The sequence below is a fragment of the Nocardioides seonyuensis genome, assembly GCF_004683965.1.
In the GTDB taxonomy this organism is placed as follows: Bacteria; Actinomycetota; Actinomycetes; order Propionibacteriales; family Nocardioidaceae; genus Nocardioides; species Nocardioides seonyuensis.
Map to the genome: position 1 here is coordinate 631000 of NZ_CP038436.1, position 26446 is coordinate 657445.

Genomic DNA, 26446 nt, shown 5'->3' on the forward strand with positions numbered 1-26446 from the left:
CGCACCCTCGGCCGTAGTGTCGGAGGGATGAGGGACAAGGTGATGGACCGGGTCCACGACCCGGTGTGGTGGAACGACCTGATCCAGGTGGCCAAGACGGTGCTGGCAGGCGTCATCGCCTGGGTCATCGCCGCGGTCGTGCTCGACCTGCCGCAACCGTTCCTGGCTCCGTGGTCAGCGCTGCTGGTCGTGCACGCGACGGTCTACCGGACCTTCTCACGCGGTCTCCAGCAGATCGTCGCGACGGTGACCGCGGTGCTGCTCGCCGCCGGCGTCGGCCAGCTGCTCGGCCTGAACACTGCCGCCCTCGCGCTGCTGCTGACCGTGGCGCTGCTCGTCGGTCGGTTCAGGTGGTACGGCGCCGAGGCGCTCACCGTCGCGACCACCTCGATGATCGTGCTCACCACGGGCTACCACGACGACACGCTGCTCATCTCCCGCCTGCTCGACACCGGGATCGGCATCGCCGTGGGCCTGGTCGTGAACCTCCTCGTCTGGCCGCCGCTCCGTCGTCGTACCGCCGAGGCCGCGATGGAGCGGTTGGACGCCGACCTCGGCCAGCTCCTCGTCGACATCTCCGAGGGGATCGTCGAAGGCCGCGCGTCCAAGGACGTCGACGCCTGGGGTGAGCGCGCACGCGACATCCTCGTCGACATCGGCCGCGCCTGGGCCAACGTGCGCCAGGTCGAGGAGAGCGCGCGCCTCAACCCCAGGCGCTCGGCCAGGCTCGTCCGCGAGCCGGACCAGTGGCACGCCACGCTGCGCCGGCTGGAGCAGGCGGTCGCCGAGACACACAGCCTGGTGCGCACGCTCGGGAGCCAGGAGGACCACATGCAGGTCTGGGGCGAGGCCTTCGGCCGGCCATGGACCGAGATGCTCCGCGACGCGGGGCTGGCGGCGAGCTCGGCCGACCCGCGCGCCCACCTGGACGTCCGAGCGCGCCTCGTCGACTTCAACGAGGACCTCCGCACGACCGAGCGCTCCGAGGAGTGGCCGATCTACGGCGCCTTGATCATCAACCTCCGCAACATCATCGACGCGATGGACGTGGTCGCGGAGACCAAGTACGCCGGGCGCGCTCCTCTCCCCACCCAGCCGGACTGAGCGTCGGAGGCGCCGCTGACCCGATGGTCAGCCCTTCTCGGGGTCCTCGGTCCGCTCGACCGGCTCGTCGCCGTAGAGGCCGGCGTCCTTGGCCGACTGCGCCTTGCGGAGCTGACGCACGAGGCTGAAGCCGATCACCACCACGGCCAGGATCAGGAAGACGAACACGGCGGCACCGAGCGGCCCCGCCTTCACCTCGGTGTCGTCGGGGACCCCGTCGGCCAGGGGCAGCGCGCCCAGGTCGATGGAGCCCAGCGTGACGACCAGCAGTTCCAGCATGGGTCCATTCTCTCAGGTCGTCGGGGCTGCGGACACGGCGGTACGACGCGGTGGCCGGGCCGAGTGCGATGTCGGTGGTCCGCACTAGAATCGAACATGGATTCGAAGCATCGCTACATCCTGAAAGGACCCTCCAGGTGAGCATCTCCGCCAGCGACCCGCAGCACGGGTGGCGTGCGCCGGGCACCGAGCTGGTCGCTTCGCCGCACGTGGCTGGGGTGTTGGCGCGGGTGGGCGAGGCGCTGGACGAGCTCGGCTCGCTTTCGCTGGGCGCGCTGTCTGACCCGGACGTGACACGGGTGCTGGAGACGGCCACCTCGGCTGTCGGCCGGGTGACCGCGCAGGCTTGCCGGGTCTCAGCCGAGGCCGACCGGCGCCGCTTGGGTGATGAGATCGGGGCACGCCACACCCATCAGTGGTGGGCACGCCGCACGCGGCTCACCCGCGGCGAGGCCGCACGGCTGGTGCGACTCGGGAAGTCATTCGAGTCCGAGGTGCATGGTCCGGTCGGCGAGGCTCTGGCCGCAGGTGACCTGCGGGTGGACCAGGCGCAGGTGATCGTGGTTGCGGTCGAAGCGATCCCTGACGAGGTCGAGACCCTTGACGGGCAGGTGCGCCACATCGACGCGTCCGTGCGTGCCCAGGCGCGTGACCACCTCTTGAAGATCGCAGCCGACCACGACGCCAAGATGCTGCGCCGGGTCGGCAAGCGCATCCTCGACGTCGTCGCACCCGAGGTGGGTGAGGCGTTGGAGCAGCAGCTCCTCGAGAAGGAGGCGCAGAACGCTGCCGCGACCGCGTTCCTGAAGCTCCACGACGACGGCCACGGCAAGACCTGGGGCCGTTTCGCCCTCCCCACCCACCAGGGCGCCGCACTCAAGCTCGCGTTGCACGCGATCGCCAACCCCGCCCGCCACGACCACGACGACCTGAAGGACTCCAAGACCGGTGAATGGCGTCCGACTCCACAGCGACTCGGGCAGGCGTTCGGCGAGTTCATCGAGCGCTACCCGACCGGCCAGCTCCCCCAATCCGCGGGCGTGAACGCCACCGTCGTGGTCACCCTCGACCTCAAGGCCCTCCACACCGGCCTCGGCGTCGCGACGTTGGGCAACGGCGACCGGATCAGCGCCTCCACCGCCCGACGGCTGGCCTGCGAGGCCGGGATCATCCCGCTGGTGCTGGGCGGAAAGTCGATGCCGCTGGACGTCGGCCGCTCCAAGAGGTTCCACACCAGGTACCAGCGCATCGCACTGACCGTCCGTGACAAGGGCTGCACCGCCGAGGGCTGCGACATGCCACCGGATGCCTGCCACGCGCACCACGACCTCGAATGGTCAGCCGACCAGGGCCCCACCAACGTCGACACCGGGCGCCTGCTCTGCCCCCACCACCACAGACGAGCCCACGACGCCCGCTACGACACCCGGATCAGCCCCGACAACAAGGTGAGCTTCCACAGACGGACGTAGGCCGAACGCGGATTCGGCTTTCACCGCGCCCACTCGGACGGAATGGGGCACGCCCTGCCGCGCCGCACGCGGTCCTTGCTAGGCAGGTACGACGTCACGAAGGTCGCTCGGGTCGCGTCGTGCGGCAGACTCGGCGTCATGACTGCGAAGCCAGCACCACGCGAGGACGAGTGGTGGAACGCGCTGTGCTGGGTAGACGCCAAGCACATGCAGCTCGCGCGCTTCCAGGACGGCATCGACCGCGGCGTCCACGTCGAAGGCTGAGCATGCGTCCCTTCCTCTTTCTCGGCACCCGGGCTGAGGACCTCGTCGCCGAACAGGAGTACGACGCCATGCTCGCGGGGACCGGCCTGCGCCCTGACGAGCTGGTGCGTGTCCGGCTCGAGGCCGGCCCGCTCGGCGACATCGACCTTGACGACTGGTCCGGGGTCATCCTCGGCGGCGGGCCCTTCAACATGTCCGACCCCCAGGAGCTCAAGTCGTCGGTCCAGCGCCGCGTGGAGGCCGAGCTGCACGACCTCGCCGAGCGCGTCGTCGCGACCGACACTCCCTTCCTCGGGGCTTGCTACGGGATCGGCGTGCTCGGCACGCGGGCCGGCGGAGTCGTCGACCGGACGTACGGCGAAGCCATCGGCGCCCTCCCGGTCCGGCTGAGCGCCGACGGTCTGGCGGACCCGCTCTTCGGCGAGCTGCCCGAGGTGTTCAACGCCTACCTCGGGCACAAGGAGGCGGTGTCCCAGCTGCCCGAGGGCGCGGTGCTCCTGGCATCCACCGACACATGCCCGGTCCACGCGTTCCGCCTCGGTCGCAACGTCTACGCGACTCAGTTCCACCCCGAGCTGGACGCCGCCGCCCTGTGCGACAGGGTCGACGCCTACAGCGCCCACGGCTACTACGAGCTCCACGAGCAGGAATCGCTCAAGACGGCAGCTCGCGAGGCGCAGGTGACCGAGCCCGTCCGGCTGCTCGCCCGGTTCGTCGAGCTCTACGCCCGTGCCTGACCCCAGGACCCATGGGAAGGAAGCCATGACCGATCGCGTCGACGTACTCATTTCGTCGATGCCGGCCGCGGCGGCTCGAGAGCGCGAAAGCGTGGGGAGTGCCTACTCGGTGTAGACCCGTTCGTCGACCAGCTTCTCGGAGACGGCCTGGCCATTGGCGTCGAAGCGTCCACACTCGAGGTGCTTGCGGAACTCCACCTCGCCGCCGCTGTAGCCAGAGCGGTTCTTCTCGATGGTCACCACGGACCAGTCCTTGAAGTGCTCACCATTGTTGGCGCCATACATGAGGTGATGGCGCGCGACCACGTCGGCCTTGTTGCTCATGATCATCACGACGTCGGCCTCGTAGGCGAGAGCGGTGGATCCGCGCATGTTGCGGGCCCGCATCCTGGTGCCCGGCTCGAGGCCGGCGCGGTCGGAGGCGGAGATTGCAAGCACTGGGCACTCGAACTCGATGCTGAGGTCCTTCAACCCCTCGGTAATACGCGTGACCTTCTCCTCCTCGCCCCTGTGGTCGGGCGTACAGACCTTCTGCAGGTAGTCGATGACCACGAGGGGGGCGACGCCGTGCTCGACCAGCACGTCCTTCACAGCCCCCGCGATCACGTCGAGCGTCGTCTGGGTCGCTGTGGAACGGTAGATGTACAGCAAGCCGGCGTAGCGACTCACGGCGGTCAGCGCGTCGATGCCACCGATGTGCTCGCCAAGACGCTCGGGCAGGCCGCCCGCAACGGTGTCTGACGCCTCGAACGCGGCCCGCACCTGCCGCACGGTGAGAGGCGTCGAGAGACTCGAAACCTCGGTTGTCTCGGCGGCCTCGGCGGAGATGCACTTCTGCAACAATGTCTCGGCCTCGAGCTCGAAGGACACGAAGACGACCGGTCGTCCCGAACGTGCCGAGCTGCGAGCCATCTGCAGCACCAAGGTCGTCTTGCCCTCGCCCTGGGCGCCGGCCAGCAGGTTGAGCGTGCCGGCGCGGAGCCCGCCGTCGAGCGCCTCATCGAGCAGTGGGAACCCGGTCGGCCACAGCGGCGCGGCGGAGTCGGGGTCGAGCAAACGTCGGTCGACGCGCTCGAGCACGTCACTCGCGAGGGTCAACTTCGGGTCCACCACCGAACTTCAACACGGCCGCCGCCCTTCGCGAGGGGAAACGCGTGAATCGATCATCAGCTACTGCGCTCCCGAAGAGTTCGATCCTCAAGAAGTCTGTGTGGGAGCGTGAGCTCGTTGGTGGCGCCAGATAGAGGCCGGTTGTTCGGCCCGAAGGACCGCTCCGTCGTCTGACCCCGCAGGGTTCACCCAGCCGTCCTTCTCGCGGTGCCTGACGACGACACGGGATGGTCCGTCGCACCGCGGTGCCCCCCCACACGACATGTGCCGTGAGACCGGCCAGGAACTCGCTTGCGGTGACCGCAGAACTCTGGTCCGAGTTGACCACTCAAGGGCTCACACTGATCCGGACCTGCGGCGATGAGCTCACGCGGATTGCGGCAGATGCGGATGTTCGTAGCGGGGTGTGCGGGACGGTCGAGACAGCCGCCCGACTCTCGCAACCCGCGAATGCCGACAACAACTAATCATGAGGTCGGCGCGTCTTAGCAAGGACCGTCGCATGCGACGTACCGTCACCGACACGCTGCCCACCATCATCAGGCGACAGCGCTCACCCAAGGGGGAACCGTGCTTCAGCGTTCGACCACACTTGTTGTCACCGCGCTTGTTGCGGGGGCGCTGCTGAGCGCACCGTCGTCGGCGGCTTCGGCCACTGCTCAGACCTGCCAAGGCCGGCCGGCCACGATCGTCGGCACTGGCCCGGACATTCAGGGCACGCCGGGTGATGACGTCATCGTCACCGGCACCTCTCAGTTCACCTACGCTGTCGCTGGGAACGACCTGGTGTGCATCTCCTCAGGCTCGCCTGAGGACGTGTATGTGGAGGCGGGCGAGGGTGATGACGTGGTGGACGCGTCGGGGTCAAGCACGACGTCCGTGCTTGGGAACCGTGCTGATCTGGGGTCTGGGCTCGACCGCTACATCGGTGGTCCCAATCACGACGAGGTGCGTGCGGAGGGCTTCGATGACAGCGTTTCGGGTGCGGACGTTGTGATCGTCGAGGTCACCGCAACTCCAGCGGGCCAGCCCGGCACCTACACCGGTTCCCACCTCAGAGTCCGCAGCGCCGCACACGACGTGGAGATCGACTTGAAGGGAACCGTCCTGGTGGGCGGCATCCTTGCGGCCCACATCGCGGGATTCAGCCGTGCTGACGCATCCGCACCACGAGCAATCGTGCGTGGGAACGCCAAAGAGAACTCCCTGTCCGCCTACGGGTGCGACGTGCAGATCATCGGCAAGGGCGGAGACGACTACCTCCGCGGGGCCTCATTAGGGAACCGTCAACCCGTGTGTGACCTGTGGGCCGCGGAGGCCACCATGCGAGGCGGATCGGGCGACGATTACATAAAAGGTCTGTACGGACGCAACCGACTGATCGGAAACTCGGGCAACGACGAAATCCACGGTGGCCTCAAGGATGACCTCCTGCGCGGCGGCAGTGGCAACGACGACCTCTCCGGTTCGTACGGTTCGGACATCCTGTTGGGCAACCGTGGCAGGGACACGGCGGACGGCGGACGGTGGCTGAGCGGACGGGGGCGGGACCGCTGCAGGGCTGAGCGGGAACGCCGGTGCGAACGATGACGGCCTAGGAGCGCCGCACGCCGACAGGTGAGAACGACGCATCATGAGCGCGATCCTCTCGACCAGATCTCGGCATGAGCGGATGTTCGGGTCAGCCAATCGCGGCGGGTGCCGCATGGCTTGACGTGACCAGACCGGCTCAAGCCGTCAGCTGGGTCGCCGGACAACGCTTCAGGCGTCGGGTGTGATCCCGGCGAAGAGGTCGTCCTCGGGGAGCTCGGTGTCGACGTGGCTGACGACGAGCTCGAAGTCCTCGGTGGGCCACGTCTCGACCTGGATCTCGCGCGGGATCGAGAAGAACCAGCCGTCGGGGTCGATCTGGGTCGCGTGGGCGAGAAGCGCCTGGTCCCGGACGCCGAAGTAGTCCGAGCAGTGCACCTTGGTGGTGACGCGGGCGTCCCACTCGGGGTTCTCGGGCCAGGTCTCGAGGCGCTCGGCCCAGGGCGACTCCAGCCCGTGGGCCAGCATCGCCTCGTGCAGCGCCACCGCCTTGGGCCGGCTGTGGCCGTGGGAGTAGTAGAGCTTCAGCGGCTGCCACGGCTCCCCCGCCTCCGGGTAGCGCTCGGGGTCGCCCGCGGCGTGGAACGCCTCGACCGAGATCTTGTGGCACATGATGTGGTCGGGGTGGGGGTAGCCGCCGTTCTCGTCGTACGTCGTGAGGACGTGTGGCTTGAACTCGCGGATCAGCCTCACCAGGGGCTCAGCACCGACCTCGACGTCGACCAGGCCGAAGCAGCCCTCGGGCAGCGGCGGCTTGGGGTCGCCCTCCGGCCACCCGGAGTCGACGAAGCCGAGCCAGTCCTGCCGGATCCCCAGGATATCGCGGGCGCGCTCCATCTCCTGGCGGCGGATCTCGGTGATGTTCTCGAGGATGTCGGGGCGGTCCATCTTGGGGTTGAGGATGGAGCCGCGCTCGCCTCCGGTGCACGTGGCCACGTGGACGTCGACGCCCTGGGCGACGTACATCGCCGTCGACGCCGCGCCCTTGCTCGACTCGTCGTCGGGGTGAGCGTGGACGTGCATCAGACGCAGGCCGGCGCGCGAGGCATGGCCGGTGCGGGGAACCTGGGACATGGGCGCGAGTCTAGGGCGGATCGTCCGGCCCTCCCGCTCCGCCGTAGGCTTGCGGACGTGACGACCGACCTCGCCCAGCGGTACGGCGCCCCCTCCCCCTGGCGCCGCCGCACCGGCCTCGGGCTCGCGGTCGTCGTGGCCGTGGTGGGCCTCGGCTGGCTCGCCTGGGCCGCGTGGTTCCACAGCACCCCCTCCGTCGAGTCCGAGCTCGTGGGCTTCAACGTCGAGAGCGACCACGCCACCAGCGCCACCGTCCACGTCGACCTGTCCGACGACCTCGCCGACAGTGAGGACGCGACCTGCCGCCTGCGCGCCTACGCCGAGGACCACACGATGGTCGGCGAGCTCGCGTTCACCCCGGTCGACGGCGTCAACGAGGTCGTCGTACGCACCGAGCGGGGGGCGACCACAGTCGAGGGCGTCGGGTGCACCGCGCCGGGCCAGGACCGCCCCCGCTGATCGCCCGACCTGCGAGATCGCGGGTCAGTTGCTAACCTGTTGTCCTGCCCGTCCGGCAGCGCTGGCCCACGTCTGCGGCCGCGCCAGAGGAGCGGACGGAAGAACGCACCACTGACCACCCGTGGCCACGCTGACGCACATCCCGCGCCAGCCGCCCCACCACACGCACAGCACGACCCGCCAGGCACGACGCGGGCAACACCAGGAAGCAGGAGATGACATGACCGACCAGGGCACCATCTGGCTGACCCAGGAGGCCTACGACAAGCTGCGGGCCGAGCTCGAGGACCTCAAGGGCCCCAAGCGCCAGGAGATCATCGAGAAGATCTCCGCAGCCCGTGACGAGGGTGACCTCAAGGAGAACGGCGGCTACCACGCCGCCAAGGACGAGCAGGGCAAGCAGGAGGCCCGCATCCGCCAGCTCGAGGACATGCTGCGTCGTGCCGAGGTCGGCGAGACCCCGCCCAACGACGGCGTGGTCGAGCCCGGGATGGTCGTGGAGATCCAGTTCGACGGTGACGACGAGACCGAGAAGTTCCTCCTCGGCGCCCGTGAGAACCTCACCGAGGGCGACGACCTGACGGTCTACTCCCCCCAGTCGGCCATGGGCTCCTCGATCAACGGCAAGAGCAAGGGCGACACCGTCGCCTACACCGCGCCCAACGGCAAGGAGATCAAGGTCAAGATCGTTGACGCGGTCCCCTACCAGGCCTGAGCGTCACGACCTCGATCACTCGTAGACGCGGTAGCCACACTCGCGGAGCCGGGCCCTCACCTGCTCGGCATGCGTCTCGCTGCGCGTCTCGAGCTGGATCCGCACCTCGACCTCGTTGAGGTTGAGGGTGGGCGAGATGCGCTCGTGGGCGACCTCGAGCACGTTGGCTCCGGCATCCCCGACCTCGGTGAGCAGCGAGGCCAGGCCTCCCGGCAGGTCGGGGATGCACACCCGCAGGTAGAGGTAGCGCCCTGCGCTCGCGAGGCCGTGGCGGATGACCTTGCCGAGCAGGAGCGGGTCGATGTTGCCGCCCGAGAGCACGGCGACGGCGGGCGTCTCGAAGGCGTCGGGGTCGTCGAGCAGCGCAGCCACGGCCGCGACGCCGGCCGGCTCCACGACGAGCTTGGCACGCTCGACGACCGAGAGCAGGGCCCGGGAGAGCGACTCCTCCGAGACCGTGACGATGTCGTCGACGTGGTCGCGGATCGCGGCGAACGGGATGTCGCCGGGGCAGCCCACGGCGATGCCGTCGGCCATCGTGCTCATCGAGCCGAGTGCCACCGGGTGGCCGGCCTCGAGGGATCCGGGGTAGGCCGCGGCGCCCTCGGCCTGGATCCCGACGACCCTCACGTCGGGCCGCTGCGACTTGATCGCGAGCGCGACGCCGGCGAGGAGGCCGCCTCCTCCGGTGGGCACCAGGACGGTCTTGACGTCGGGCACCTCCTCGAGGACCTCGAGGCCCAGCGTGCCCTGCCCGGCCATGATGTCGGCGTGGTCGAAGGGGTGGATCAGCACGGCGCCGGTGCGCTCGGCGAACGCCCGGGCCGCCGCCAGGGAGTCCTCGAGGTAGCGGCCCTCGAACACCACGTCGGCGCCGTAGCCCCGGGTCGCCTTCTCCTTGGGGATCGGCGCGCCCTCGGGCATGAAGACCGTGGACTTGATGCCGAGCGTGCTGGCGGCCAGCGCGACCCCCTGGGCGTGGTTGCCGGCGCTCGCGGCCACGACACCGCGCGCCCGCTCCTCCTCGGAGAGGCGTGAGATGCGCAGGTAGGCGCCGCGGATCTTGAACGAGCCGGTCCGCTGGAGGTTCTCGCACTTGAGCCACACCGGCCCGCCCACCAGCGCCGAGAGCCAGCGCGACTCCTCCATCGGGGTCCGGACCGCGACGTCGGCGATCGCCTCGCGTGCGGTCCGGATGTCGTCCAGCGTCACGTCGTCGCTCACGTTCGACAGGCTACTCATCGGCCCGCCTGTCCGGCAGCAGCGCGCAGGCCATCGAGCAGACCGTGTGCGGCGGCTGGGTGAGGCCCGGCCAGGAGACCGGCGGCAGCGAGCACGTAGTCCTGGTCGACGACCACCCGCGGCTCCCGGGGCAGCTGCCAGCCACCGTCGACGTGGTCGCCGGTGGACGGCAGCAGCACGCGTCGTACGACACCCGCTCGACCGTTGCGAAGGGCGCCGCCCGAGCCCACCAGCAGGTCGACCTCTCGCAGGTCCTTGCCGGTCCGCTCGACGACGCGCCCCTCGGGGCTGAGCACGACCCTGCTGCGACCCGCGTGCCGCTTGAGCGCCAGGCCGACCGCCGCGCGGGCGATGGCCTCGTCGGCCTCCCACTCCGCCTCGTCCGTCGGCACCAGGTCGGGGTCGTCGCGGCGCGCGACCGCGGCGTCGTGGAGCCCATCGAGGCCGGCGGCCTCGACCGTGGAGACTGCCGACCAGCGCATCCCGAGGTCGCCCTCGACGGTGCGCGTGACGGCGCTGACGGCGACCACCTCGCGCGCGAGCTCGCTCTTCTCGGGGTCGATCTCGACGATGCTGTGGACGTCGGTCGTCGCCCCGCCCACGTCGACGACGACCACGTCACCGGCTCCGGGGTGCTCCTCGTCGAGGCCGCGCGCGAGCAGCTCGACGCCCGTGAGCACGACGTCGGGAGTGGCCCCCCTGACCATCCGCAGGAAGTCGTCGCCGCGCGAGCTCAGGTGCTTGCCGCCGATCACGTGCGCGAGGAACATCTCGCGGATCGCTGCCCGGGCGCTGTCGGGAGCGAGCACGCCGATGCGCGGCACGACGTTGTCGGCCAGGACGAACGGCGTGCCAGACGCCTCCAGGACGCTGCGGACCCGGTCCTGCGCCTCGACGTCGCCGGCCACCACGACCGGGCCCGCCCAGCCCCGGGCCGCGAGCAGCTCGGCGTCACCCACCAGCTGGGCGCTGTTGCCGCCGTCGGTGCCGCCCACGAGCAGGACGACGTCGGGCTCGGCGGCGACCAGGGCGTCGTACGACGCCGGGGTCAGGCCGCCGGACAGGACGGCCACGACCTTGCCGCCGCTGGACAGCGCGACCCGGCGACCTGCCTCGGCGGTGACGAGCTCCTCGTTGCCCACGACGGCGATCCGCAGTCCGCCGCCGGCGCTGGAGCAGGCGAGCACCGGCGCTCCGGCCGCTCGCGCGTCCTGCTCGACCAAGGCATCCAGGCAGGCGTCGAAGCCGTCGAGGACGTCACCTCCCGCCGCACCGGGCAGGGTCGTCGGGCTCTCGGCGCCCGCCAGGACCCGGCCGTCCGCGACGTCGACGAGCAGCGCCTTGGTGAAGGTCGAGCCGAAGTCGACGCAGACGACGGCTCCGGGGTTTCGTGACAGGCGCTGCGCGCCTTCCTCAACCAACGGTGCCGAGGGCACGGTCGAGGTCGGCGATCAGGTCGTCGGCGGTCTCGATGCCGACACTGAGCCGGATGAGGTCGGCCGGGACCTCCAGGTCGGTGCCGGCCACGCTGGCGTGCGTCATCCGACCCGGGTGCTCGATGAGGGACTCGACGCCGCCGAGGGACTCCCCGAGGGTGAAGACCTCGGCCCTGGCGCACACCTCGAGCGCGGCGTCGACGCCACCCTCGACGCGGAAGGACACCATGCCGCCGAACCGCTTCATCTGCTTGGCAGCCACCGTGTGCCCGGGGTGTTCCTTGAGGCCGGGGTAGACGACCTGGGTGACCTTGCCGTGACCGGTCAGGAAGTCGACGACCTTCTCGGCGTTGTCACAGTGGCGGTCCATGCGCACGCCGAGGGTCTTCAGGCCGCGGTGGGTGAGGAAGCAGTCGAAGGGGCCGGGGACGGCGCCCATGGAGTTCTGGTGGAAGGCGAGCCTGTCGGCGACCTCGAGGTCGCGCACGACCAGCGCCCCGCCGACGACGTCGCTGTGGCCGCCGACGTACTTGGTCGTGGAGTGCACGACGATGTCGGCGCCGAGCGTGAGCGGCTGCTGGAGGTAGGGCGAGGCGAAGGTGTTGTCGACCACGAGCAGCGCGCCGGCGTCGTGCGCGACGGCGGCGAGCGCCTCGATGTCGGCGATGTTGAGCATCGGGTTGGTGGGCGTCTCGACCCACACCAGCTTCGTCGTGCCGGGGCGGACGGCGGCCCGGACCGCGTCGACGTCGCTCACCGCCGCAGGGCTGTGCTCCAGGCCCCAGGCCTTCTCGACCTTGTCGAAGAGGCGGTAGGTGCCGCCGTAGGCGTCGTCGGGGATCACGGCGTGGTCACCGGGCCGCGTGAGCGCACGGATCAGGGTGTCCTCGGCGGCCAGGCCACTGGCGAAGGCGAAGCCCCGCTCACCCTCCTCGACCGCCGCCAGCGCCCCCTCGAGAGCGGTGCGCGTGGGGTTGGCCGAGCGGCTGTACTCGTAGCCGCCGCGCAGGCCGCCGACGCCGTCCTGCTTGTAGGTGCTGGTGGCGTAGATGGGCGGGATCACCGCTCCGGTCATCTCGTCGGGCTCGTAGCCGGCGTGGATCGCACGCGTCTCGAAACCGGACTTGTTGGTGTGTTCCTGGGTCACGCTCCCGACCCTAGCCCCGCCCTGCTGCGGGCCGTGACCGCGGCCTTGGGCCGAGGAGGACAATGGAGCCATGTTCGGCCGAGACAAGACCACGATCCCCACCCCCGACAAGGCACTGCCCGGGCGCGACTCCCGCCCCTGGCAGCTGGGCGAGCACGTCGTCCTGAAGACTCCGGTCGTCACCGACGAGGTGCCCGAGGGCCACGAGGTGGCGGTCTTCGGGCTCGGCTGCTTCTGGGGCGCCGAGGAGATCTACTGGCAGGTCCCCGGCGTCTGGTCGACGTCGGTCGGCTACGCCGGCGGCATCACCCCGCACCCGACCTACGAGGAGGTGTGCTCGGGGCAGACCGGCCACACCGAGGCGGTGCGCGTGGTCTTCGACCCCGAGCAGGTGTCGTACTCCGACCTGGTCAAGCGGTTCTTCGAGATCCACGACCCGACGCAGGGCATGCGGCAGGGCAACGACGTCGGCAGCCAGTACCGCTCGGCGATCTACTTCACCTCGCCGGAGCAGGAGACCACCGCGCACGAGCTGACCAAGCTGTACGGCGAGGAGCTCGCTCGCCGCGGCCTCGGCGACATCACCACCGAGATCCGCCCTGCCGAGGAGGCCGGCTACTACTACGCCGAGGACCCCCACCAGCAGTACCTCGCCAAGAACCCCTTCGGCTATCGCTGCCACGCCAACACGGGCGTGAAGTTCCCCGGCTGAGGGCCCCACGACTCTTGCCCACGCTCTCCTGAAGGCGTTTCATGGATCGGTGGAGGCGGACCTCGTGCTCAAGGTGGGCTCGGTCGTCGCCGTCCTGGCCTTCGTCTGGGCGGTGCTCGACTGGGACACCTACGCCCGTCGCGTACGACGAACCGCAGAGGCCCTGCACCTGAGGGCTCCCGCGCCACCCCGACCGTCCGGCCCGCCCGTCGAGCAGATCGCGGCAGACCTGTGGCGCATCCAGCGTGAGATCCAGCGGGCGCCCCACGACATGCCCGCTGCACGCCGGCGCGGCTGGGTCCGCGCCTACGACGACGTGCTCGTCGACGCATGTCGTGCCCTCGGCGAGGAGGAGCGGATCTACTCGCTTCCCGAGGGACCGCCGCGCGACCTGGAGCGGGAGCGCGTCGAGCGGGTGCTGCTGCGCGCCGGGTTCCAGGCGCGCGCGCCCCACTGAGGCTCCCTGAGGGTCACTGCTCGACCGTCATGCGGCGGACATGAGGTCCCACGAGCTCGAAGACGTGCGTCACCTCCGAGCGCTCCAGCACACTCCCGGCAGGGTCCCTGACGACCAGCCGGACGCGTGCCTCCACCGTCCCGTCTGGGCGCTCAGCAATGTTCCGCACGATCATGGTCGGCCGGATCGCCTGCCACTGGCGCACCCAGTACTTCCGCACCTCCTCACGCCCGAGAAGGCGCCCTCCTTCCCAGCCGTTGGGCCAGTCGACGTCGGGCGCCATGGCCGCGAGGACAGCGTCGAGGTCGCGCTCGTTGAACGACTCGTAGAGGGCTCGCAGGCTGGCCACGCGGTCACTGCTCATGGGGACCATCGAACCAGCCTCGCCGAGGGACAAGCCCCTTGACCGGGGGCGGAGCGAGGCAGAGTCTGGGCACTCCAGTCCGCACACCTCCGGGAGTTCGAATGCCACGTCGCCTGCTGCTCACCCTCTTCATGGCCCTCAGCGTCGTGCTGGGCGGCTTCCTCACTGGTCCGTCCGCGATGGCCATCACCAACGGCACCTACGACGGCGACCAGCACCCCAACGTGGGCGGCCTCGTGTCCCCGACGCAGTACTCCGACGGCACCTGGCTCTACTGCTCCGGCACCTTGATCTCGTCGACGGTGTTCCTCACGGCGGCCCACTGCGCCGAGGACGGCGAGCGCGTCGGCGTGACCTTCGACAGCGACTACGAGGACGGCGACACCGTCCACCACGGCACCTTCCACGCCGACCCGCTCTACCCCGGCAACCAGAGCAACAGCCACGACATCGCCGTGGTAGTCCTCGACGAGGCGGTCGAGGGCATCGAGCCGGCGCGGCTGCCCGAAGCAGGGTCGCTCTCCGCGCTCCCCAAGGACCAGCGCTTCACCTCCGTGGGCTACGGCGCCTACGAGGTGACCAACGAGCCCGGCGGCCACCGCTACCTCTACGACGACCGCCGGATGGTGTCCTCAGGCGAGCTCAACGCGATCAACAAGACGTGGCTGCGCATCTCCATGAACAAGAACACCGGCGACGGAGGCACCTGCTACGGCGACTCCGGTGGCCCGAACTTCCTCGGCTCGACCGACATCGTCGCGGCGATCACGATCACCGGCGACGCCATCTGCCGGGCCACCAACGTCGACTACCGTCTCGACACCGAGTCTGCGCGGGCGTTCCTCGGCGAGTTCGTCGAGCTCCCCTGACATGACTGTGGAGCCCGAGGCCGGACCTACCGGCCCCGGGCTCCACGGTCGCCTCGGCTACTGCGCCACCCAGTCGGTGAAGCTGCGAGGCTCACCGAGCCAGTCGACGAGCCGCTTGGTGCTGCCATCGGTGCGGCTGCCCCCGACCTTGACCGCCACCCGGACCTGCTCGGGCGAGTCGATCGCCGCCCGGTCGATCGTCATCCGCACGCGGTCGCGCTTGTAGTCGACCTTCATGTCGTAGTACCCGTCGACCGGGCCGACCCACTGCGAGCGGTGGAAGCCGTCGACCTCGACCAGCTGGTAGTCCGTGCCGCGGAAGTAGCCGCCCACGAAGGCGTACTCCGGGCCGGGGTCGGATGCGTCGGTGTCGAGGAAGACCCCGCCCGAGGACCCCGTCCGGAACGATGGCCGCAGATTGGTGTGGGTCGTCGTGACGACGAGCTCCTCGGCTCCGTGGTCGACGACCACCGACCGCAGGTCGACCCCGTGGTCCAGGTCGCGGGCGTCCTTCACCCCGATCCCGTCGGCGCTCGCCGAGGGAAGCGCGAAGAGGCTCAGGGCGACGGCCGACAGGGCGGCGGAGCTGAGGATGCTGGTCGTGCGCATGGTGGATCCCGTTTCTCGTGACGTGGTCTCCCCGCTGTGGGGATGCCTTGTAGACGCGGACGGGCGCCGGAAGGTTGCACACCTCCGGCGCCCGTTCTCCCCCGAGCTCGAGATCAGGTCAGCAGGTCACCTGACCGCCGTGGCCGCCGCCACGACGTCGACGAGGCCGAACCCCTTGTCGTACGACGTCCCGCCGACGTAGGCGGCGCCGTCACCGAACTGGTGGGCGGTGGACTTCAGCGCGGCCTCCACCTGGGCAGGCGTGGCGTTCGGGTTGGCCTGGAAGAGCTGCGCCACGATCCCAGCGACGTGGGGCGCGGCCATCGACGTTCCGCTGATGGTGTTGAAGGTGCCGATGTCGAGGGCACCGGGGCCGTTGCGGAAGTCCAGCCCGGTGGAGCAGATCGCCAGGTAGGGGCGGCAGGACGAGGTGATGTTCTCGCCCGGGGCGGAGATGTCCGGCCACGTCGAGGCGTCGGAGGCGTCGCCGCGCGAGGAGTACTCCGAGACGACACCGTCACGCGTGCCGGTGTCCTGGTCGTAGTAGGACGCCACCGAGAGGATGCCGCCGGTCGGGTCCTGGCCGGGAGGGTTGGTCAGGCTCTCGGAGCCGTCCCCGCCGTCGTTGCCGGCCGCCCACACGGTGACGACGCCCTCGGCCGCCAGCGCGCGCTGGAGCTTGACCGTCGCCGACTCGGGGTCGAACTCGCCGCCGCCGCTCGGGCCGTAGGAGTTGTTGGTGACCTTGATCGGCGGGCAGGTGCTGGCCGGGACGCCCTCGCCGCAGGGTGCCTCGTGGTTCTCGAGGACCCAGTTGAGGGCGGAGTCGGCGCCCAGGATCACGATGCCGGCGCCGGTGGAGATCGACACGAGCTTGGCCCCGGGAGCAGCACCCTGGAGCCTGCCACCGTCGCTCAACGTGGTCGGACGACCGGCCACGATGCCGCTCACGTGGGTGCCGTGCCCACCGACGGAGAGGGTGTCGGTGTCGATGCTGCCGGGCAGCCGCTGGACCGAGCAGGTCTCGGTCAGCGGCTCACACAGCGCCTTGAGGTTGGCGACCACGGCGCTGCTGCCGTCGGCCTCCTTGAAGTAGGGGTGGGTCGGGTCGACGCCGGAGTCGATCACGGCGACACTGACGCCCCGGCCCGTCAACGGCAACCCGTCGGCGCCGGTGAGCGTGGCGGCCGCCTCGGCACCACGCGTCGCGGTGTTGGAGGTCTCCTGGAAGAAGTCGATCTTCTGGGCACCGCCCTCGACGTAGGTCACGCCGGGCTGGCGGCGTACGGCCTCGATCTGGGCCTTGGTGCCGCGGGCGACGACCACGTCGATCTTGCGGAACTCACCCTTCTTCGTCAGTCCGGACGCCGTGACGGCGTCGCGCGCGGCGCCCAGGGACGTGCCGTGGACCATGACCGCCGTCCGGCCGGTCAGGCCGCCCAGCTGGTCGGCCAGGAACTCCGAGACGTCGGCCGGCTCGTCCGCCGCCGAGGACGCCTGGGGCGAGACGAGCGACGCCGAGGCCGCGAGGACGGCGGCGGCTGCAAGCAGGGGTGTTCTACGCACTGGATGCCTCCCGAGAAGTAGGGGTGTCACTACTCTCAACGTCCCGGGGCCGCCCAGGTCACGGCCTGCTCAGGTCCGATCCGCCACACTGGACCCATGAGCGAGCTCCCCCGCAAGGCGATAGCGCGCGGTGCCCGACTCGCCGCGCTGCCCCTGGGGTACGCCGGCCGTTCGGCCGTGGGCTTCGGCAAGCGGCTCGGCGGTGCTCCCGCGGAGATCGTGCTCAACGAGGTCCAGCAGCGCACCGCCGAGCAGCTCTTCCGGACCCTCGGCGAGCTCAAGGGCGGAGCCATGAAGTTCGGCCAGGCCCTCTCCGTGCTCGAGGCGGCGCTGCCCGACGAGCTCGTGGCGCCCTACCGCGAGAACCTCACCCGGCTGCAGGACGACGCGCCGCCGATGCCCACCCAGACCGTGCGCGACCAGATCGCCGCGGGTCTCGGCGACGACTGGCGCGAACAGCTCGTCTGGCTCGACGGCGCTCCCACGGCGGCGGCCAGCATCGGCCAGGTCCACAAGGGGCGCTGGCACGACGGCCGAGACGTCGCCGTGAAGGTGCAGTACCCCGGCGCCGGCCACGCGCTGATGAGCGACCTGCGCCAGCTCTCCCGGCTCGCCCGCGGCGTGGCCCCCGTCTTCCCCGGCATCGACATCAAGCCGCTGGTCGCCGAGCTTCAGGAGCGCGCCGCCGAAGAGCTCGACTACACGCTCGAGGCCGAGGCCCAGCGCGCCTTCGCCGCCGCCTTCACCGACGACCCGTCCTTCGTCGTCCCCGACGTCGTCGCGGTCGGGGGGCAGGTCCTCGTCACCGAGTGGATGGAGTCGCCCCACTCCCTCGCCCACGTCATCCGCGAGGGCTCCCAGGCCGAGCGCGACCACTACGGAGAGCTGCTGGCGCGGTTCCTCTTCGCCGGTCCCGCGCGCACCGGCATGCTCCACGCCGACCCGCACCCCGGCAACTTCCGCCTGCTCCCCGCCGTCGACGGCTCCCCAGGCCGCCTCGGGGTGCTCGACTTCGGCGCCGTGGCACGCCTGCCCCAGCGCTCACTGCCGGAGGCGATGGGACGACTCATCCGGACCGCGGCCGACAGCGACCGCGAGACCCTCGTCGCCGGACTGCGCGAGGAAGGCTTCATCCGGCCCAACGTCCGGGTCGACCCCCAGCTCGTGCTCGACTACCTCTCCCCGTTCATCGAGCCCACCCACACCGAGACGTTCAGGTTCACCCGCGAGTGGATGCGCACCCAGTTCGAGCGCATCAACAACCCCCGCGACCCGGCCTTCGCGATGGCGACCAAGCTCAACCTGCCGACGTCCTACCTCCTGATCCACCGCACCTGGCTGGGCGGCATCGGCCTGCTGAGCCAGCTCGAGGCCGAGGCGCCGTTCCGCGCGATCCTCGAGGAGTCACTGCCCGGCTTCGCGGCCTGAGAGTGGCAGAGGGTGCACACTCAACGGATGCAGACCCTGCAGCTCTCCGACGGTCGCGCCCTGGACTACGCCGTCGAGGGGAAAGCGGAGGACCCGGTCCTGCTCTTCCACCACGGGACCCCCGGTTCCGGCATCGTCCAGCGGACGCTCTCCCGCGCGGCGATCGACTCCCGCCTGCGGATCGCCTTCTACTCCCGGGCCGGCGCAGGCGGCTCGTCGCGCCTGCCCGGCCGCTCTGTGGCCGACGTGGTGCCCGACCTGGTCGAGCTCCTCGACCACCTGGGCGTGGAGCGCTGCGCGACCGCGGGGTGGTCCGGCGGCGGTCCCCACTGCCTTGCCCTGGGGGCTCTCGTCCCGGATCGGGTCACCGGGGTGCTGTGCGTCGCCGGGGTCGCGCCGTACGACGCAGAGGGCCTGGACTTCCTGGCCGGGATGGGCGAGGACAACGTCGAGGAGTTCACGGCCGCCGTCGCAGGGGAGGAGGCGCTGCGCGAGGTGCTCGACCCTGCCGTCCCGCGACTGCGCGACGCGGATGCCAAGGGGCTGCTGGAGAGCATGTCCGGGCTGCTGCCCGCCGTCGACCGTGCCCAGCTCACCGACGTGTTCGGTGAGGACATGTCCGCCAGCTTCCGCGAGGCCGTCCGACTGGGTCACGACGGCTGGGTCGACGACGACCTGGCCTTCGTGAAGGACTGGGGGTTCGACGTGGGCGACATCGCGGTGCCGACCACCGTGATCCAGGGCGCCCAGGACCTGATGGTGCCGTTCTCCCACGGCGAGTGGCTCGCCTCCCACATCCCGGGAGCCGTGGCACATCTGCTGCCCGGCGAGGGGCACCTCTCCGTGACGAGCGCGTTGCCGCAGGCCTTCACCGCCCTCCGGGCGACCCTGCCCCGATGACCCCTGTCACGATGACACCCATGGACTCCCACGCAGCCCTGGCCCGCTGGCACGCCGTCGTCGAGAGCCGCGACGCGGCGGGGCTCGAAGGGCTGGTCGCCGAGGACGCGGTGTTCCGCAGCCCTGCTGTCCACACGCCCCAGGAGGGCCGCGACACCGTCGTCGGCTACCTCACGGCCGCGTTCGTCGTCCTCGGGCCCGACCTCACCTACGAGCGCGAGTGGGTCGGCGAGGACAGCGCAGTCCTGCAGTTCCGCACGGTCGTCGGCGGCCTCGACGTCAGCGGCGTCGACATCATCACGTGGGACGAAGCCGGGCAGATCGTCGACTTCACCGTGATGATCCGCCCGGCGAAGGCGCTCAACGCCGTCATCGAGCACATGGGCGCCGAACTGCTGCGCATGCTCGAGGCAGCCGGCGGCTAGCCACCAACCCAGAAGCCGCGGCCGCCCCAGCCACCGAACTGCTGGGCGTACGACGACCCTGTCGCGCGCGAGCCAAGGTAGGACCCGACGACCGCGGCTCCGAGGTCGTCGAGCTCGGGGCTGACCATCCGGCCGTCCACGCGGCGTGCCATCGAGTCGATGAAGCGCGCCAGGCCGGGGTCCTCGCCCAGGCGGAAGAAGGTCACCTGCGCGCCCAGCCGGGCGGTGTTGTCGAGCTCGCTGACGGCGTGCGCGATCGTGAGCGGGTGGGGCGGGTAGTCGAAGAAGACCTCGCCGCTGGACTCCAGGTGGGCGGTCGGCTCACCGTCGGTGACGACGAGCAGCACCGGCTGCGCGTTGGGGTGCTTGCGGAAGAAGCGGTTGGCCAGCAGCAGGCCGTGGTGGAGGTTGGTGCCCTTGGCCCAGCGGGCGTCGAGCGCGGTGAGCTCCTCGATCTCCATCACCTGCGCGTGCCGGCCGAACGTCACCAGCTGCAGGTGGTCGCCGCGGAAGCGCGAGCTGATGAGCTGGTGGAGGGCCAGCGCCGTGCGCTTCATCGGCACCCAACGACCGTCCATCGCCATCGAGAAGGAGGTGTCGACGAGCAGGACCACCGCCGCCTGGGTGCGTGCCTCGGTCTCGACCACCTCGACGTCGTCGATGGCCAGCCGCATCGGGCGCTCCCCGCCCTGCCGCACCATCGCGTTCGTGAGCGTGCGCGGGACGTCCCACTGCTCGGTGTCGCCGAACTGCCACGGTCGCGACGAACCGGTCGGCTCGCCTGCCAGGCCCTTGGAGCGGGACTCGCGAGCGCCGGAGCGGCCGCTCATCCGGTCAGCCACGTCGCGCAGCAGCGCCTTCCCCAGCTGGCGCATCGCCTTGGGCGAAAGACGCAGGTCGCCGTCCGAACCGCGCTTGAGGTAGCCGCTGTCACGCAGCGCGCGCTCCAGCTCCTGCAGCGTCTTCGCCTCGACGGCGGCCTGGTCGCCGAGCTGGCGGGCGAGGGCGTCTAGGTCGACGTCCTCCATGCGGGCTCCGCCGTAGGACTGGGAGAGCTGGTCGGCCAGCGCGTCGAGCTCGGCGAGGTCCTGGAGCGCGCCGGTGCCGTCGCCCAGCCCCAACCCTTCCTCGCCGGAGAACTGCTCCGAGCCCGACCAGTCCTCGCCCGGCCGCAGCGCCTGGAGGTTGTCGTCCATCCGCGCGAGCTGCTGCATCAGCTCGGGCGACCCGAACGCCTGGGCCGAGAGCTCCATCAGCTCCTGGCGCTGCTCGGGCGACATCGAGTTGAGCATCCGCTGGGCGGCGGCCGCCCGCTGGGCGAGGCTGTCCATCAGCTCGTCGAGGTTCTGCGGATTCCCAGACGGACCTGCGAACTGATCTCCATGTTTTCCCATGAAGTCGCGGAAGTCGTCATCGGTGTCGACGCCCTGTCGGCGCTTCTCGAGCAGCTCGTTGAGGTCGGTCAACATCTCGTTGATCGCCGCGCGGTCCTGCTCCGTGGCTCCCTCGAGCGCCTGCTTCATCCCGTCGAAGCGCTGGTCGAGCAGCTCCCGGCCGAGCAGGTCCTTGATCTGCTCGTAGCGCTCGCGCGCCTCGCTCGACGCCCAGTCGTACGACGCCAGCTCGCTGACCGCGGCGGCCGTCGACGGCGACAGGTTGTCGAGCTGCATCTCGCGCAGGGCGCGGTCGCCGTCGTCCATCGTGATGTCGCGTGCGAGCTGTCCCCGCTCGGCGAGCACGGCCTGGTCGAGCAGCTCGCGCACCTCCTGCAAGGTGCCGTCGAGGTTGTGACGCTGGGTGATCTCCTGCCGACGCTCGGCGACCCGGCGCGCGAGGTCGTCGAGACCCGCCTGGTCCTTCCCCCCACGGCGCAGGAACTCCGCCATGGCCCGCTCGGGCGAGTAGCCGGCCATCACGTCCTCACCGATGGCGTCCAGCGCCTCGGCCAGGTCGACCGGGGGTGCGAGCGGGTCGCCACCGTCGTACTTCTTGTAGCGGCTCATCACACCTCCCCGATACCCAGGGACTTGCGCAGCCAGATGTCGTCGGGCCAGGGCGCATTGGCGGCCCGCTCGACCTCGGTGAAGCCCTGCGAGCGGTAGAAGCCGGCGGCCGCGTCGTTGCCATCGACCACCTCCAGCCACAGCGCGCCAGCCCGGACCTGCTGCTCGACCGCACCGAGCAGGCGGGTGCCGATGCCGCGGCCCTGGTGGTCGGGGTGGACGTAGAGCTTCCACATCACCTCCCGCTCCTCGCCACGGACCTGCGTCGGGCCGAGGTTGGCGACGCCGACCACCTCGTCGTCGGACTCAGCGACGACGTGGGGCATCCGGGCCAGCGACGCGGTGAAGAAGTCGGGCGTCCACCACTCGTCGAGCATGCGCTGGGCGTAGGCGGCGTCGATCGGCGCATAGGTCGTGGGTACGACGGCCTCGCCCAGGCGGCGGAGACCGGCGACGTCGTCGGGTGTGGCGGGCCGCAGCAGGACCTCAGCCATAGACGGTCTCGCTGCCGTCGCTGTCCTTGCCGACCTTCCGGGCGAGGTAGAGCCCCTCGAGGGCCAGCTCGATCGCCCCGGCCCGCGAGCCGTCATCGGTGGCGCCCAGGCGGTCGGTGATCTGGTCGTAGAGCTCGGACTCCCCCAGGACCGGCAGGCCGCCGAGGAAGTCGCGCGCGGACACCCGGGCACCCGTGGTCACCGTGGCCCCCTCCTCGAGCGCCTCGACCAGCAGCCGCAGGTCGAGGCCGCGCAGGTGCTCGCGGACGGTCTCGGCGATCGCGGTGCGCAGGAGGTGGGTGAGGATCTCGGTCTCCCGGCCCTCCTCGCCGGTCTCGAACTCGATCTTGCCGCCCAGCACGTCGACGGCAGTCTCGAGGTCGACCACCCGAGCGACGGCCGCGTCCTCGCCGAGGACGGTCGCTCGGTGCAGCGCGGCCGCCGCGACCGTCTCGGCGCCCGCGATGGCGAAGCGGGCGCTGACCCCCGAGCGCTGGTCGATCGACTGCGACTGGCGCAGGTTGCGGGTGAATCGCGCGAGGATCTCGAGCAGGTGGGCCGGTACGTCGGCGACCAGGTGGGCCTCCTGCTCGATGACGGCGATCTCCTCGACGATCTCGCGCGGGTAGTGCGTGCGGATCTCGGCGCCGAAGCGGTCCTTGAGCGGAGTGATGATGCGGCCGCGGTTGGTGTAGTCCTCGGGGTTGGCGCTCGCCACCACCAGCACGTCGAGGGGCAGCCGCAGCACGTAGCCGCGGATCTGGATGTCGCGCTCCTCCATCACGTTCAGCATCGCGACCTGGATGCGCTCGGCGAGGTCGGGCAGCTCGTTGATCGCGACGATGCCCCGGTGGCTGCGCGGGATCAGGCCGAAGTGGATCGTCTCGGGGTCGCCGAGCGTGCGCCCCTCCGCCACCTTCATCGGGTCGACGTCACCGATGAGGTCGGCGACGCTGGTGTCCGGGGTGGCGAGCTTCTCGGCGTACCGCTCGTCACGGTGGCGCCACGTCACCGGCAGCGCGTCGCCCAGCTCGGCGGCCCGGCGGATCGTCGCGGGTGCGATGGGTTCGTAGGGGTGCTCACCCAGCTCGGAACCCTCGATGACGGGTGACCACTCATCGAGGAGCCCGACGAGCGCGCGCAGCAGGCGGGTCTTGCCCTGGCCACGCTCCCCGAGGAGCACGACGTCGTGCCCGGCCAGGAGCGCCCGCTCGACCTGCGGCACGACCGTGTCGGCGAAGCCGTGGAGCCCGGGCCACGGGTCGACCCCGTCCCGCAGGCGCTGGAGCAGGTTGTCACGGATCTCCTGGCGCAGGGACTTGAGCTCGTGGCCGGAGGCGCGGAGCTCGGCCACGGTGCTGACGTCGGGGGGCGTGGTGGGTGCGAGTGCAGTCACGCGCTCCACGCTACTGCCGGGCTGGTGGGTTCAACCGCCCCCAAACAGGGAAGGATGCGCACATGCCGACGTTCACCGTGCTCCTGCTCGTCTTCGTGGGGGGAGCCATCGCCGTGGCCTTCTGGCTCGGGCGCATGACCGCCCCCGTGACCGCGGACCCCAGGTCCGCCGCGGAGATCGCCGAGCGCGACGCCTTCATCGAGCAGCTGCGTGAGCTCGCCTGGCAGCACCGCGACGTCTCCCCCGAGCTCTCCACGATCGTGATCGACGAGATCACCCAGCGCCACCGGCGCGGCCTGCCCGGCTCCTGATCATCCGACCCTGACAGCCCGACCGAACCCTCGGCCCGACCAGAAGGACACCCATGCCCACTCCTCCCGACCTCTCCAGCAAGGCCGGTGCGCTCAAGAAGGTCGCCGGGGTCGGCGCCCTCGTCGGCGTCCTCCTCCTCGGCGTCCTCCTCTTCGTCAGGCCGACGACGGTGTCCACCGGTCCCGACCAGGTGGCACTCCACTACAGCGACGGAGCGTTCACTCCGCGCCGGTTCAAGGACTGCGTGTCCCCCTCGACCCGCGCGTGGGACGGCCCCGGCGACAAGCACTACTCCTACCCGTCCTCCCAGAGGAACTACGTCTTCGGCGAGGAGGGCGACCGTGGCCACGTCACGTTCGTGACCAAGGACGGCATCGAGATGAGCGTCGACGGCGTCGCGGCGTTCATGCTGAACACCGACTGCGACGTCCTGCGCAAGTTCCACGACCTGATCGGCAACCGGTACGCCGCCTACATGGACACCGCCGACGGCAACGGGTCGCAGGGCTGGCTGCGGATGCTCAGCGTCTACATCAGTCGCCCGCTCGAGACCGCGATCGACCGGGCCGGCCAGAACTACAGCTACACCGAGCTCTACACCGACCCCAACGTGAAGGCCCAGTGGGAGACCGAGGTGCTCGAGCAGATGCCTGACCTGGTCGGCCGCCAGATCGACGGGGAGGAGGCGTTCTTCACCGACTTCGCCATCACGCTGCAGAAGCCCGTGCCCCCGGAGTCCGTCAAGGCCGCGCTCGTCGCCCAGCAGGAGTCGGTCGCCAAGGCCAAGGCCAAGGAGGCCGAGGCCGCCGCCCAGGTCAAGGCCGCCCAGGCGCAGGTCGAGGTCGAGAAGGCCGAGGCCGCCAAGATCGCCGAGCGCATCGCCGTCCTGGGCCGCGAGGGCTACCTCAAGCAGTACGCCATCGACCACGGGCTGAACCCCTACCAGCCCACCACCGGCGGGCTGATCACCGACTCAGGGCAGTGACCCTGACCTGAGCGGGGCACGCAGAAGGCCGACCGGGTGGGGGCCCGGTCGGCCTGTTGCGGGAGTGATGCGGGTCAGCGGAGAACGGGGTTCTTCTTGACCAGCTCGGTCTCGTTCCACCTCTTGCCCAGGCCCCAGGTGGTGCCAGCGGCGCCGAGGGCGAGGACGGCCATCACGATGACTCCGACCAGGTGGTCATCGACCACCGGGTTGTTCTCCAGCGGGATGACAGCGGCGTACATGAAGGCGTACATCAGGGCGCCGGCGGCGGTGCCGATACGCATCCCGACCCCCAGCAGCAGGGTCACGCCGATGCCGAGCAGGCCGAGCATGAACAGCCAGTCGACCCAGGCCTGACCGGCCATGGAGTTGAAGACGTCCTTGAACGGGTTGTCCGCAGGGACCCCGAAGCTCAAGAACCCCTCGGTGGGGCTGCCACCGTTGATCCAGGCCGCGTCCCCGAACCGGTCGAGGTTGCCCTCCTGGTCGTAGCCGGTGTGGAACCCGAGCGCGAAGGCCTTGTCGAGGAAGGCCCACAAGAAGGTGATGCCGAAGGCGATCCTCAGCACCGCGAGCGCACGTGCCAGCCCGGTGTGAGTCACCTCCTCCACCTCCGAGGTGGTGACACCTTCAGTGCTGATGTGGTGCTGGCGGTGGATGACGCTCATCGTCATCTCCTCCTTGGGTAAAGGTCCGGATGTCTTCCGGTACCCCTACCCTCCCGCGGCGGGACGGTTGTCGTGAGAGGCCACCGTCACGTCTCGTCGGGCCCTTGGTCCCGCCCCAGGTCGAGGTGCATGACGTGGAGGCCGACGCGCCCTCGGGTCGCACTGTCGAAGGCCCGGGGCACCGTCCCGACCACCTCGAAGCCGAGGGAGCGCCACAGCGCGACGGCGGCCACGTTGGTCTCGACGACGGCGTTGAACTGGATGGCCGCGAAGCCCTGCTCGCGGTGCCACTGGACGACGTACTCCGCCAGGCGCCTGCCGACACCCCTGCCGCGTGCCCGGGGAGCGACCATGAACGACGCGGTGCCCACGTGCGAGCCGCGCCCCGGCCGGTTGGGACCCATCTTCGCGGACCCGAGGACCTCGCCGTCCTCCTCGAGCACCACGGTGTGGCCGGGCGGCGGCTCCATCCACCAGGCACGCGCCTGCGCGCTCGTCGCGTCGAGCGGGTAGGCGTAGGTCTCGCCGGCCTGGACGATGTCGCGCCAGAACGGCCAGATCTGCTGCCAGTCGGCGTCCGTGGCGGTTCGGATGCCCTCGATTTCCCCCATATCGCCATTGTGCCCGTG

The 26446-nt window shown here is 70.4% G+C and carries 29 protein-coding genes; 15 read left to right on the forward strand and 14 right to left on the reverse strand.

Annotation, left to right across the window (positions count from 1 at the left end):
• The first annotated feature begins 27 nt into the window (after window positions 1–27).
• Window positions 28–1104 (forward strand): FUSC family protein, encoded by a 1077-nt coding sequence (locus EXE58_RS03130; protein WP_135266535.1) that lies wholly within the window; start codon window positions 28–30, stop codon window positions 1102–1104.
• Between the two features lie 27 nt (window positions 1105–1131).
• On the opposite strand, the gene EXE58_RS03135 is transcribed toward EXE58_RS03130, so the two are convergent.
• Window positions 1132–1383 (reverse strand): hypothetical protein, encoded by a 252-nt coding sequence (locus EXE58_RS03135; RefSeq protein WP_135266536.1) that lies wholly within the window; start codon window positions 1381–1383, stop codon window positions 1132–1134.
• A gap of 137 nt (window positions 1384–1520) precedes the next feature.
• Between EXE58_RS03135 and EXE58_RS03140 the strand changes: the two genes are divergently transcribed.
• The 3 genes from EXE58_RS03140 (at window position 1521) to EXE58_RS03145 (ending at window position 3856) form a co-directional block, all read left to right on the forward strand.
• Window positions 1521–2855 carry an HNH endonuclease signature motif containing protein gene (locus EXE58_RS03140; RefSeq protein ID WP_167288651.1) on the forward strand — a complete coding sequence of 445 codons (1335 nt, stop codon included), beginning with the start codon at window positions 1521–1523 and terminating at the stop codon, window positions 2853–2855.
• A gap of 138 nt (window positions 2856–2993) precedes the next feature.
• Complete coding sequence (locus tag EXE58_RS20255) at window positions 2994–3119, forward strand: hypothetical protein (protein ID WP_279638257.1); 126 nt, start codon at window positions 2994–2996, stop codon at window positions 3117–3119.
• A 2-nt stretch (window positions 3120–3121) separates the two neighbouring features.
• A complete protein-coding gene (locus EXE58_RS03145; RefSeq protein ID WP_135266538.1) occupies window positions 3122–3856 on the forward strand; it encodes a glutamine amidotransferase in 735 nt (244 codons plus the stop codon).
• A gap of 102 nt (window positions 3857–3958) precedes the next feature.
• Here the strand turns inward: EXE58_RS03145 and EXE58_RS03150 are convergent, their stop codons facing one another.
• Entirely contained in the window at window positions 3959–4954 is a 996-nt protein-coding gene (locus EXE58_RS03150) for a DnaB-like helicase C-terminal domain-containing protein (protein WP_167288653.1), read from the reverse strand.
• A 582-nt stretch (window positions 4955–5536) separates the two neighbouring features.
• On the opposite strand from EXE58_RS03150, the gene EXE58_RS03155 reads away from it, so the two are divergent.
• Window positions 5537–6556: a calcium-binding protein gene (locus tag EXE58_RS03155; RefSeq protein ID WP_135266540.1), complete on the forward strand. Its 1020-nt coding sequence runs from the start codon at window positions 5537–5539 to the stop codon at window positions 6554–6556.
• A 171-nt stretch (window positions 6557–6727) separates the two neighbouring features.
• Here EXE58_RS03155 and mca read toward each other — a convergent pair whose 3' ends face one another.
• Window positions 6728–7630, reverse strand: a complete 903-nt coding sequence (mca, locus tag EXE58_RS03160) for a mycothiol conjugate amidase Mca (RefSeq protein WP_135266541.1) — start codon at window positions 7628–7630, stop codon at window positions 6728–6730.
• 57 nt (window positions 7631–7687) lie between these two features.
• Here mca and EXE58_RS03165 point away from each other — a divergent pair, with 57 nt between their 5' ends.
• Both EXE58_RS03165 and greA read left to right on the forward strand, forming a co-directional pair.
• Window positions 7688–8089, forward strand: a complete 402-nt coding sequence (locus EXE58_RS03165) for a DUF4307 domain-containing protein (RefSeq protein WP_167288655.1) — start codon at window positions 7688–7690, stop codon at window positions 8087–8089.
• Between the two features lie 220 nt (window positions 8090–8309).
• Window positions 8310–8804: a transcription elongation factor GreA gene (gene greA / locus EXE58_RS03170; protein WP_135266543.1), complete on the forward strand. Its 495-nt coding sequence runs from the start codon at window positions 8310–8312 to the stop codon at window positions 8802–8804.
• Between the two features lie 15 nt (window positions 8805–8819).
• Here greA and ilvA read toward each other — a convergent pair whose 3' ends face one another.
• Genes ilvA through EXE58_RS03185 form a run of 3 tightly spaced genes read right to left on the reverse strand, consistent with a single transcriptional unit; the run spans window position 8820 to window position 12629 of the window.
• Entirely contained in the window at window positions 8820–10028 is a 1209-nt protein-coding gene (ilvA, locus tag EXE58_RS03175; protein ID WP_425271668.1) for a threonine ammonia-lyase, read from the reverse strand.
• 14 nt (window positions 10029–10042) lie between these two features.
• Window positions 10043–11467 (reverse strand): glutamate mutase L, encoded by a 1425-nt coding sequence (locus EXE58_RS03180; RefSeq protein WP_244242399.1) that lies wholly within the window; start codon window positions 11465–11467, stop codon window positions 10043–10045.
• A complete protein-coding gene (locus EXE58_RS03185; protein ID WP_244242400.1) occupies window positions 11460–12629 on the reverse strand; it encodes a cystathionine gamma-synthase in 1170 nt (389 codons plus the stop codon). The genes EXE58_RS03180 and EXE58_RS03185 overlap by 8 nt, the downstream gene beginning before the upstream one ends.
• A 70-nt stretch (window positions 12630–12699) precedes the next feature.
• On the opposite strand from EXE58_RS03185, the gene msrA reads away from it, so the two are divergent.
• Together msrA and EXE58_RS03195 are read left to right on the forward strand one after the other, a co-directional pair.
• Window positions 12700–13341, forward strand: a complete 642-nt coding sequence (gene msrA / locus EXE58_RS03190; protein ID WP_135266546.1) for a peptide-methionine (S)-S-oxide reductase MsrA — start codon at window positions 12700–12702, stop codon at window positions 13339–13341.
• A 49-nt stretch (window positions 13342–13390) separates the two neighbouring features.
• Window positions 13391–13798, forward strand: a complete 408-nt coding sequence (locus EXE58_RS03195) for a hypothetical protein (protein WP_135266547.1) — start codon at window positions 13391–13393, stop codon at window positions 13796–13798.
• Between the two features lie 13 nt (window positions 13799–13811).
• On the opposite strand, the gene EXE58_RS03200 is transcribed toward EXE58_RS03195, so the two are convergent.
• Window positions 13812–14162, reverse strand: coding sequence for a nuclear transport factor 2 family protein (locus EXE58_RS03200; protein ID WP_135266548.1), 351 nt, complete (start codon window positions 14160–14162; stop codon window positions 13812–13814).
• Between the two features lie 101 nt (window positions 14163–14263).
• Between EXE58_RS03200 and EXE58_RS03205 the strand changes: the two genes are divergently transcribed.
• On the forward strand, window positions 14264–15031 hold the full coding sequence (locus EXE58_RS03205; RefSeq protein WP_208544111.1) for a trypsin-like serine protease: 768 nt from the start codon (window positions 14264–14266) through the stop codon (window positions 15029–15031).
• Window positions 15032–15088: 57 nt separating this feature from the next.
• Here the strand turns inward: EXE58_RS03205 and EXE58_RS03210 are convergent, their stop codons facing one another.
• Window positions 15089–15640, reverse strand: a complete 552-nt coding sequence (locus EXE58_RS03210) for a hypothetical protein (protein ID WP_135266549.1) — start codon at window positions 15638–15640, stop codon at window positions 15089–15091.
• Window positions 15641–15766: 126 nt separating this feature from the next.
• Window positions 15767–17206, reverse strand: coding sequence for a S8 family serine peptidase (locus EXE58_RS03215; protein WP_244242401.1), 1440 nt, complete (start codon window positions 17204–17206; stop codon window positions 15767–15769).
• A gap of 96 nt (window positions 17207–17302) precedes the next feature.
• Between EXE58_RS03215 and EXE58_RS03220 the strand changes: the two genes are divergently transcribed.
• The 3 genes from EXE58_RS03220 to EXE58_RS03230 are packed head-to-tail and all read left to right on the forward strand — an operon-like array spanning window position 17303 to window position 19959.
• Complete coding sequence (locus EXE58_RS03220; RefSeq protein ID WP_135266550.1) at window positions 17303–18634, forward strand: ABC1 kinase family protein; 1332 nt, start codon at window positions 17303–17305, stop codon at window positions 18632–18634.
• 27 nt (window positions 18635–18661) lie between these two features.
• Window positions 18662–19534 (forward strand): alpha/beta fold hydrolase, encoded by an 873-nt coding sequence (locus EXE58_RS03225; RefSeq protein WP_135266551.1) that lies wholly within the window; start codon window positions 18662–18664, stop codon window positions 19532–19534.
• Window positions 19535–19554: 20 nt separating this feature from the next.
• Window positions 19555–19959, forward strand: a complete 405-nt coding sequence (locus tag EXE58_RS03230; protein ID WP_135266552.1) for a nuclear transport factor 2 family protein — start codon at window positions 19555–19557, stop codon at window positions 19957–19959.
• Here the strand turns inward: EXE58_RS03230 and EXE58_RS03235 are convergent.
• The 3 genes from EXE58_RS03235 to EXE58_RS03245 are packed head-to-tail and all read right to left on the reverse strand — an operon-like array spanning window position 19956 to window position 23852.
• Complete coding sequence (locus EXE58_RS03235) at window positions 19956–21962, reverse strand: vWA domain-containing protein (protein WP_135266553.1); 2007 nt, start codon at window positions 21960–21962, stop codon at window positions 19956–19958. The genes EXE58_RS03230 and EXE58_RS03235 overlap by 4 nt on opposite strands.
• Window positions 21962–22456 (reverse strand): GNAT family N-acetyltransferase, encoded by a 495-nt coding sequence (locus EXE58_RS03240; protein WP_167288657.1) that lies wholly within the window; start codon window positions 22454–22456, stop codon window positions 21962–21964. The genes EXE58_RS03235 and EXE58_RS03240 overlap by 1 nt, the downstream gene beginning before the upstream one ends.
• Entirely contained in the window at window positions 22449–23852 is a 1404-nt protein-coding gene (locus EXE58_RS03245) for a magnesium chelatase ATPase subunit I (RefSeq protein WP_135266555.1), read from the reverse strand. Before EXE58_RS03245 ends, EXE58_RS03240 begins: the two co-directional genes overlap by 8 nt.
• A 62-nt stretch (window positions 23853–23914) precedes the next feature.
• On the opposite strand from EXE58_RS03245, the gene EXE58_RS03250 reads away from it, so the two are divergent.
• Both EXE58_RS03250 and EXE58_RS03255 read left to right on the forward strand, forming a co-directional pair.
• Window positions 23915–24163, forward strand: coding sequence for a hypothetical protein (locus EXE58_RS03250; protein ID WP_135266556.1), 249 nt, complete (start codon window positions 23915–23917; stop codon window positions 24161–24163).
• Between the two features lie 53 nt (window positions 24164–24216).
• A complete protein-coding gene (locus EXE58_RS03255) occupies window positions 24217–25149 on the forward strand; it encodes an SPFH domain-containing protein (protein ID WP_135266557.1) in 933 nt (310 codons plus the stop codon).
• A gap of 74 nt (window positions 25150–25223) precedes the next feature.
• Here EXE58_RS03255 and EXE58_RS03260 read toward each other — a convergent pair whose 3' ends face one another.
• Window positions 25224–25817: a hypothetical protein gene (locus tag EXE58_RS03260; RefSeq protein ID WP_135266558.1), complete on the reverse strand. Its 594-nt coding sequence runs from the start codon at window positions 25815–25817 to the stop codon at window positions 25224–25226.
• An 86-nt stretch (window positions 25818–25903) separates the two neighbouring features.
• Complete coding sequence (locus EXE58_RS03265) at window positions 25904–26428, reverse strand: GNAT family N-acetyltransferase (RefSeq protein ID WP_135266559.1); 525 nt, start codon at window positions 26426–26428, stop codon at window positions 25904–25906.
• Window positions 26429–26446 lie beyond the last annotated feature (18 nt).

Excerpts from the sequence above, each read along its gene's own strand:
- EXE58_RS03130 (WP_135266535.1), top strand. The coding sequence starts at position 28 with ATGAGGGACAAGGTGATGGACCGGGTCCACGACCCGGTGTGGTGGAAC.
- EXE58_RS03135 (WP_135266536.1), bottom strand. The coding sequence starts at position 1,383 with ATGCTGGAACTGCTGGTCGTCACGCTGGGCTCCATCGACCTGGGCGCG.
- EXE58_RS20255 (WP_279638257.1), top strand. The coding sequence starts at position 2,994 with ATGACTGCGAAGCCAGCACCACGCGAGGACGAGTGGTGGAACGCGCTG.
- EXE58_RS03145 (WP_135266538.1), top strand. The coding sequence starts at position 3,122 with ATGCGTCCCTTCCTCTTTCTCGGCACCCGGGCTGAGGACCTCGTCGCC.
- mca (WP_135266541.1), bottom strand. The coding sequence starts at position 7,630 with ATGTCCCAGGTTCCCCGCACCGGCCATGCCTCGCGCGCCGGCCTGCGT.
- greA (WP_135266543.1), top strand. The coding sequence starts at position 8,310 with ATGACCGACCAGGGCACCATCTGGCTGACCCAGGAGGCCTACGACAAG.
- msrA (WP_135266546.1), top strand. The coding sequence starts at position 12,700 with ATGTTCGGCCGAGACAAGACCACGATCCCCACCCCCGACAAGGCACTG.
- EXE58_RS03200 (WP_135266548.1), bottom strand. The coding sequence starts at position 14,162 with ATGAGCAGTGACCGCGTGGCCAGCCTGCGAGCCCTCTACGAGTCGTTC.
- EXE58_RS03205 (WP_208544111.1), top strand. The coding sequence starts at position 14,264 with ATGCCACGTCGCCTGCTGCTCACCCTCTTCATGGCCCTCAGCGTCGTG.
- EXE58_RS03210 (WP_135266549.1), bottom strand. The coding sequence starts at position 15,640 with ATGCGCACGACCAGCATCCTCAGCTCCGCCGCCCTGTCGGCCGTCGCC.
- EXE58_RS03220 (WP_135266550.1), top strand. The coding sequence starts at position 17,303 with ATGAGCGAGCTCCCCCGCAAGGCGATAGCGCGCGGTGCCCGACTCGCC.
- EXE58_RS03225 (WP_135266551.1), top strand. The coding sequence starts at position 18,662 with ATGCAGACCCTGCAGCTCTCCGACGGTCGCGCCCTGGACTACGCCGTC.
- EXE58_RS03230 (WP_135266552.1), top strand. The coding sequence starts at position 19,555 with ATGGACTCCCACGCAGCCCTGGCCCGCTGGCACGCCGTCGTCGAGAGC.
- EXE58_RS03235 (WP_135266553.1), bottom strand. The coding sequence starts at position 21,962 with ATGAGCCGCTACAAGAAGTACGACGGTGGCGACCCGCTCGCACCCCCG.
- EXE58_RS03240 (WP_167288657.1), bottom strand. The coding sequence starts at position 22,456 with ATGGCTGAGGTCCTGCTGCGGCCCGCCACACCCGACGACGTCGCCGGT.
- EXE58_RS03250 (WP_135266556.1), top strand. The coding sequence starts at position 23,915 with ATGCCGACGTTCACCGTGCTCCTGCTCGTCTTCGTGGGGGGAGCCATC.
- EXE58_RS03255 (WP_135266557.1), top strand. The coding sequence starts at position 24,217 with ATGCCCACTCCTCCCGACCTCTCCAGCAAGGCCGGTGCGCTCAAGAAG.
- EXE58_RS03260 (WP_135266558.1), bottom strand. The coding sequence starts at position 25,817 with ATGAGCGTCATCCACCGCCAGCACCACATCAGCACTGAAGGTGTCACC.
- EXE58_RS03265 (WP_135266559.1), bottom strand. The coding sequence starts at position 26,428 with ATGGGGGAAATCGAGGGCATCCGAACCGCCACGGACGCCGACTGGCAG.